Source organism: Rothia sp. HMSC066G02 (assembly GCF_001813145.1).
In the GTDB taxonomy this organism is placed as follows: Bacteria; Actinomycetota; Actinomycetes; order Actinomycetales; family Micrococcaceae; genus Rothia.
The window spans coordinates 67,036-67,774 of record NZ_KV811586.1; the positions used below are offsets into that span (position 1 = coordinate 67,036).

General features: G+C 58.6%; 1 pseudogene. It reads left to right on the plus strand.

The window, feature by feature from the left end:
• Positions 1 to 739, plus strand: a pseudogene (locus HMPREF2894_RS09205) (type IV secretion protein Rhs); the annotation flags it as partial.

Here is a 739-nt window from a genome sequence, read left to right on the forward strand (position 1 = left end):
GAGTTTGCCTCTGCTGTTGAGGATGCTCAGGCATGGCTTCCGCAGTGCCCGGAGTCCGTGGAACTTGAAGGCGTCATCTTGGTGCCGGTCTCGACGAGCGTGTTCTCGTATGACGGTAATGATTCGCGTCTTCTGCAGGTTTCTTCGGATGGTTCTGGTTCGTCGTTGACCTATGGTGCGGCTGGGTTTGTGAGCTCGGTGGCGTCGTGGGGTTCTGCTGAGGATTCTGCTGTGTCCTTCTCGCTGCTGTGTGCTTCTACTGATGGTCGTGTGCTTGCCGCCGGTGGTGCGCCTGCTGGTGCACCTGAATTTGGCGTACCCTCAACCGGCGCTCGTACTAATGCTGGTTCTGTGGCTGGTTTTGATGCTTCGGTGATGCACCCGCTGGTGTGGGATGAGAATTCGTTTGTTCCGCGTGTGCTGGGTGTAGCTGGCTCGTCGATGCCTTCTGTGGGTTCGTTGGTTCCTGGTGCTGGTTCTGGTGCCGGTCTGTTGGATCCGTACGGTTGGGCTTCTTTGGGTGTTGTGGCGCCTGCTGTGCCTTCTGCTCAGGGTGCTTCTGCTGGTGTTGCGCCTGTGTTACCGGATTCGCTGGTTGGTGTTTCTACCGCTTCGGGTGTGGTACTGGGCTCTACCGGTTTTGAGGTGTTGGGTGCCCGCGTGGTGGATTCGCGTGTGGGTCGCTTTACCGCGCCTGATCCTTTAGTTGCGCCTGTGGGTGCTGGTTGGGGTGCTGACC